Annotated in this window: 7 protein-coding genes; 6 read left to right on the forward strand and 1 reads right to left on the reverse strand. The window is 65.6% G+C overall.

Annotation, left to right across the window (positions count from 1 at the left end; translation table 11 throughout):
* On the forward strand, positions 1-404 hold a 404-nt coding region (locus JWR89_RS01555; RefSeq protein WP_299710895.1), incomplete at its 5' end, for a UbiA family prenyltransferase.
* Between the two features lie 105 nt (positions 405-509).
* On the opposite strand, the gene JWR89_RS01560 is transcribed toward JWR89_RS01555, so the two are convergent.
* Positions 510-1037 (reverse strand): DUF6101 family protein, encoded by a 528-nt coding sequence (locus JWR89_RS01560; protein WP_299710898.1) that lies wholly within the window; start codon positions 1035-1037, stop codon positions 510-512.
* A 271-nt stretch (positions 1038-1308) separates the two neighbouring features.
* On the opposite strand from JWR89_RS01560, the gene JWR89_RS01565 reads away from it, so the two are divergent.
* The 5 genes from JWR89_RS01565 to JWR89_RS01585 all read left to right on the forward strand — a co-directional run.
* The gene (locus tag JWR89_RS01565; RefSeq protein WP_299710901.1) at positions 1309-2709 is read left to right on the forward strand and encodes a TldD/PmbA family protein; all 1401 of its coding nucleotides are present in this window, start codon (positions 1309-1311) and stop codon (positions 2707-2709) included.
* Positions 2696-3505, forward strand: a complete 810-nt coding sequence (locus tag JWR89_RS01570) for a 3'(2'),5'-bisphosphate nucleotidase CysQ (protein WP_299710904.1) — start codon at positions 2696-2698, stop codon at positions 3503-3505. The genes JWR89_RS01565 and JWR89_RS01570 overlap by 14 nt, the downstream gene beginning before the upstream one ends.
* Positions 3506-3586: 81 nt before the next feature.
* Positions 3587-3832: a DUF4170 domain-containing protein gene (locus JWR89_RS01575; RefSeq protein WP_299710907.1), complete on the forward strand. Its 246-nt coding sequence runs from the start codon at positions 3587-3589 to the stop codon at positions 3830-3832.
* Complete coding sequence (locus tag JWR89_RS01580; RefSeq protein WP_299710910.1) at positions 3829-4542, forward strand: lysophospholipid acyltransferase family protein; 714 nt, start codon at positions 3829-3831, stop codon at positions 4540-4542. The genes JWR89_RS01575 and JWR89_RS01580 overlap by 4 nt, the downstream gene beginning before the upstream one ends.
* Positions 4535-5837, forward strand: a 1303-nt coding sequence (locus tag JWR89_RS01585) for a 3-deoxy-D-manno-octulosonic acid transferase (RefSeq protein ID WP_299710913.1), incomplete at its 3' end; no start/stop codon positions are given. The genes JWR89_RS01580 and JWR89_RS01585, both read left to right, overlap by 8 nt.

Here is a 5837-nt window from a genome sequence, read left to right on the forward strand (position 1 = left end):
CGGTGCAGTTCGGCCGCATCGATGCCGCCGCGCTGTTGCTGTATGCGGGGTCGATCTCCTGGGTGATCGGCTACGACACCATCTACGCCCATCAGGACACCGAGGACGACGCGCTGATCGGCATCAAATCGACGGCGCTGCTGTTCGGCGCGCGTACGCGCCCGGCGCTGATGGCGTTCTATGGCTTGGCTGTCGTGCTGATCGGCGTCGCCTTGGCACTGGCCGGCGCGCATGAGCCGGCGTGGCTCGGGCTGCTGGCGTTTGCCGTGCATCTGGTGTGGCAGATTTTTCGTGTTGATATCAAGGACCCCGCGCTATGCCTGCGCGTGTTCAAATCAAACCGCGACGCCGGGCTGCTGCTGTTGGCCGGCCTGCTGGTGGATGCGGTGATGCGGGCGGGGTGAGCCGTAGGGCGGGCAAAGGCGCGCTTGCGCCGTGCCCACCATCTTCATCTTGCTTGGCACTGGTGGGCACGCTTCGCTTTGCCCACCCTACAAACCAACTACACTTCAATCCCGCGCGATAATCTCGCGTTCGCCCTGATACACGCCGGCTTCGCCCAGCAACGCGCCGACACGACGGCGGACCAGAAACTTCGGGCGGCGTTCGCGGACCGCGTTGTGGCGGCGGCGACGCGGAGCCGGTTCGCGGATTTTTTCTTCCGGCAGTTGCGGCAGCGCGAAGATCGCGCTCCACATTTGCCATGCGGTGTCGATCTCGACGCGGTCGGAACTGACGCACAGCGGAATCGACAGCGCGGGATCGCGATGCGCGAGTACCAGCATCTTGGCGTCGTCGAGGCCGCGCACGGCGACACCGAGAAAGTCGCTGACGCGGACGTTGATCGCCATCCGCATGCCGCGCAACTCACGGTGCAGGATGACGCGTTCGCGATGCAGTTCGATGTGCCGGACGCTGCCATCCGCACGTTGATCGTGCGCATCGAAGCGGACCGGTAGCGAGTGGGGGTCGAGCCGCAATGCGCGGCTCGACCCAACGGGATAGGTCCCGCCTGTAGCTGCTGTTTGATGCCTCAAGATTTTATCTCCCCGCCGAAATTATGCTTCCGGTCGATGGGAGGACCTTGCCAGATGGAATGCGGAAAGCGCTTAAAAAGGCTGGTTAATCGAATCCCACCCGCCCGCATGCTTGACGAAAGCCTGCGGGACATGATTGACGAGACCTTGCGGTATCGCTGAAATTCTTTGGCTTTCGGCCTGCCGCATGCTTGAAGTCCCTGTGAAATAAGCACATCTCTTGATGACGCGGTCCTGCCTCGGGCTGCCTCAAAAACCCGGGATTTTGTTCGTGATCTCTTCACCAAACGCGTTATCGCCGTCGTCGTCGAAATCCGCCAATTCAGATCTGCTCGACCAGTCCGCGCTCTCCACGCTGGCGCATCGTCTGGTCGAGGCCGCCAGGCGCGCCGGCGCCGATGCCGCGGACGCGGTCGCGGTGCGCGGCGTGTCGCACGGCGTCGAGGTGCGCGACGGCAAGGTCGAAGCCTCCGAGCGCTCCGAAGGCGACGACGTCGGCCTGCGGGTGTTCGTCGGTCGCCGCCAGGCGGTGATCTCGACCAACGATGTCTCCGGCGACAATGTTGCCGTTCTCGCCGAGCGCGCGGTGGCGATGGCGCGTGTGGCGCCCGACGATCAATATGTCGGCCTTGCCGATCCCGAATTGCTGGCGCGCGATTTTCCGGAGCTCGACCTGCTCGACCCCATCACGCCGTCGGTGAAAGAACTCGAGCGTCGTGCCGTGGAAGCTGAGGAAGCGGCGCTCGCCGTGAAAGGCGTCACCAAGTCCGGCGGCGCTTCGGCTTCGACCGGCATCGGTGGCATGGTGCTGGTGACATCGACCGGATTTCACGGCTCGTATTTGCGTTCGAGCCAGGGCGTCTCGATGACCGCGATCGTCGGCGACGGCACCAACATGGAGCGCGACTACGCGTTCACCTCGGCGCCGCACGCTTCCGATCTGGAGTCGTCCGCGTCGGTCGGCAAGCTCGCCGGCGAACGCACCGTGGCGCGCGCCAATCCGCGCAAGGTCGCCACCTGCAAGGTGCCGGTGGTGTTCGATCCGCGCGTTTCGAATTCGCTGGTCGGCCACATCGTCGGCGCGGCGAACGGCGCCTCCATCGCGCGCAAGACCAGCTTCCTCAAGGACAGCCTCGGCAAGCAGCTGTTCAACAAGAACATCCGCATCATCGACGATCCCCTGCGCGTGCGCGGGCTGCGCTCGCAATCGTTCGATGCCGAGGGCGTCGCGGTGAAGCGTACCGCGATCATCGACGACGGCGTGCTGACGACCTGGCTGCTGGACTGCGCCACCGCGCGCGAGTTGGGCATGACCACCACCGGCCACGCCCACCGCGGCGTATCGTCGTCGCCGTCGCCGGGCGCGTATAATCTGCACATGGAAGCCGGCGAGATGACGCCGGCCGAGCTGATCGCCGACATCAAGGAAGGTTTCTATGTCACCGACCTGATCGGCTCCGGGGTCAACGGCGTCACCGGCGATTACAGCCGCGGCGCCGGCGGGTTCTGGATCGAGAACGGCGAACTCACTTACGCCGTCAGCGAGATCACCATCGCCGGGCATCTGTTCGATATCTTCAAGTCGCTGCAGCCCGCCAACGATCTCAGCTTCCGCTACGGCGTCAACGCGCCGACCGTGCGGGTCGAGGGGCTGACGATTGCCGGACGCTGACCTCGCACACGCGGACCGACTGTCACACGACGCGGCGCTGCTGGCGCAGACGGTGCGGGACGCCGGCGCGCTCGGCCTTTCGATGTTTCGCACCGAGCTGAAGATGTGGACCAAGGGCGGGTCGTCGCCGGTCTCGGAAGCCGACATCGCCGTCAACGACCTGATCGAGGCCCGGCTGCACGGCGCGACGCCCGATTACGGCTGGCTGTCGGAGGAGAGCGCCGACGACGAATCGCGGCTCGGCAGGCATTTGACCTGGATTATCGATCCGATCGACGGCACCCGTGGTTATCTCGCCGGCCGCGAGGACTGGTGTGTCAGTGTGGCACTGGTCGAGGGCGGCCGGCCGCTGCTGGCGGCGGTGTTCGCGCCGTCCACAGATGAATTTTTCTTTGCCGTGCGCGGCCAGGGCGCCACGCGCAACGGTTTGCCGATCCGCGCCACACGCGGGACCGCGCTGGATTTCCCCCGCATCGCCGGTCCCAAACCGCTGGTGGAGCGGCTTGCCCGGCCATTGCAGGACATCGCGCTGTATCCGCGAATCGGGTCGCTGGCGCTGCGGCTGTGCTGGGCCGGCAGCGGCAAGCTCGATGCGGCCTTTGCCGGCGGCCAGAGCCGCGACTGGGATCTTGCCGCTGCGGATTTGATCGTGCACGAAGCGAATGGTAGGATGACCGCGCTTTCCGGCGAACCGCTGCTCTACAACCGCCGGGAAGTGACGCACGGATTGCTGGTGGCCGCGGGGGCCGATCGTCATGCTTACATCGTCGAGCAGTTTCGGAACCGCCAGCTCTGAGACCGACGCACGTCACCGGCCGCGCGACCCCATCACATCCATCCATCTGATCTCAGCCGGGCAGCTGTAGGAAAAATATTCATGTCGGACCACGCGCCGCAGTTGCTTCACCTGGTCGTCGGTGGCGAACTGACCAACCTGAAGGACAATACCTTCAAGGATCTGAGCCAGGTCGAGACCGTCGGTTACTACCCGAACTACGCGTCGGCTTTCGCCGCCTGGAAGGCCAAGGCGCAGCAGACCGTCGATAACGCCCACATGCGCTACTTCATCGTCCACCTCCATCGGCTGCTCGATCCAGGTCAAGACGCGAAGCCCTCCAGTTGAAACGACTGCTTCGAAACGCGCTGCGCAGCAGCTGGGTGCAGCGCGCTGCGGGATTTCTCGCGGCCGAATTCCTGCGGCTGGTCTGGAAGACCAACCGCTTCACGCTCGACCCCCCGAACGTCTATGACATCGTCGAACCCGAGATGCCGGTGATCCTGGCGTTCTGGCATGGCCAGCACTTCATGACGCCGTTCATCAAGCGCAAGGACTATCAGGGCCGGGTGCTGATCTCGCGGCATCGGGACGGCGAGTTCAATGCGCTGGCGGCCGAGCGGCTCGGCATCGGCACCGTCCGAGGCTCCGGCGACCACGGCGGCGCGTTTCACCGCAAGGGCGGCGTCGGCGCCTTCAACGAAATGGTGCGCACCTTGGGGCAGGGCATCAACATGGCGCTCACCGCCGACGTGCCGAAGCGCTCGCGCGTGGCTGGCCTCGGCATCATCATGCTGGCACGCGAGAGCGGCCGGCCGATCATGCCGTTCGCCATGGCTACCAGCCGTTTCATCCAGCTCAAGAACTGGGACCGCACCACCATCAACATGCCGTTCGGCCGCGGCGTCCTGGTCGGCGGCGAACCGATCAGCGTGCCCGCCGACGCCGACCGCGCGATGATGGAGACGCTTCGGCTGCAACTGGAGGCGACGCTGAACGACGCGACGCGGCGCGCTTATATCGCCGTCGGCCGCCCGGAAGAGGCCGGTCATGCCTGATTCGCTGCCGATGACGCTGCGCGTCTATCGCAAGCTGTCCGCGGCGCTGGCGCCGCTGGCGCCGGTGCTGATCCGGCAGCGGCTGAAGAACAACAAGGAAGATCCCGCCCGCATCGGCGAACGCCGCGGCGTTACCGAGATCGCGCGACCGGCGGGTCCTTTGGTCTGGGTCCACGGCGCCAGCGTCGGCGAAGTGCTGGCGGCGGCGGCCCTGATCGAGCGGCTGCGCCTCCGGGGCTTCCGCATCCTGCTGACCTCGGGCACGGTGACCTCGGCCGGCATCGTCGCCAAGCGCTTCCCGGCCGATATCATCCATCAATACATCCCCTACGACTCGCCGCGCTTTGTGGCGCGGTTTCTCGATCACTGGCGGCCGAACCTCGCGCTGTTCATCGAATCCGACATCTGGCCGAACCTGATCCTGTCCGCCGCGCAGCGGCGGCTGCCGATGGTGCTGATCAACGGCCGCATGTCGCAGCGTTCGTTTCCGCGCTGGCAGAAATTTTCCGCGACCATCGCGGCGTTGCTCGGCCGTTTCGATATCTGTCTCGCGCAATCCGATACGGATGCCGAGCGCTTTTCTGCGCTGGGTTCGCGCAACGTGCGCGTCACCGGCAACCTCAAGCTGGACGTGCAGGCGCCACCGGCCGATCTGGCAAAGCTGGAAAAGCTGATCTCGGTGACGACAGGCCGTCCGATCATCGTGGCGTCGTCGACCCATCCCGGCGAGGAAGAGATCCTGCTGGAGACCCACAAGGCGCTGGCGAGCTTCTTTCCGTCGCTGCTCACGGTGATCGTGCCTCGCCATGCGCATCGCGGCGAGGCCGTCGCGAAGATGATCGTGGCCGCGGGTGCGCAGGTCGCGCTGCGCTCGCGCGAGGAATGGCCTGAAGCCGGCACCGACATCTATGTGGCGGATACCATGGGCGAGCTCGGTCTGTTCTACCGGCTGACGCCGGTGGTGTTCATGGGCGGCTCGCTGGTGCCGCATGGCGGCCAGAATCCCATCGAAGCGGTGAAGCTCGGCGCGTCCATCGTACACGGCCCGCACGTCTTCAATTTCACCGACGTCTACGAGGCGCTCGACGCCGCCGGCGGCGCGCGGCAGGCGGTGTCGTCGGAGCAACTGGTCAAGCAGCTCGGCCAGATGCTCGGCAACGCCCCGGTACGCGAAGCTTCCATCGATGCCGCCGAACAGGTCGTGGAGCGGCTCGGCGGCGCGCTGGAGCGCACCATGAATGCGCTGGAGCCCTATCTGCTGCAGATGCAGCTGGAGACGGGAGCGACGAATGCGT

It is taken from the genome of Tardiphaga sp. (genome assembly GCF_028290785.1).
In the GTDB taxonomy this organism is placed as follows: Bacteria; Pseudomonadota; Alphaproteobacteria; order Rhizobiales; family Xanthobacteraceae; genus Tardiphaga.

What these genes read in the sequence shown, in the direction of transcription:
- JWR89_RS01575 (WP_299710907.1), top strand. Translation starts at nt 3,587, where the DNA reads ATGTCGGACCACGCGCCGCAGTTGCTTCACCTGGTCGTCGGTGGCGAA.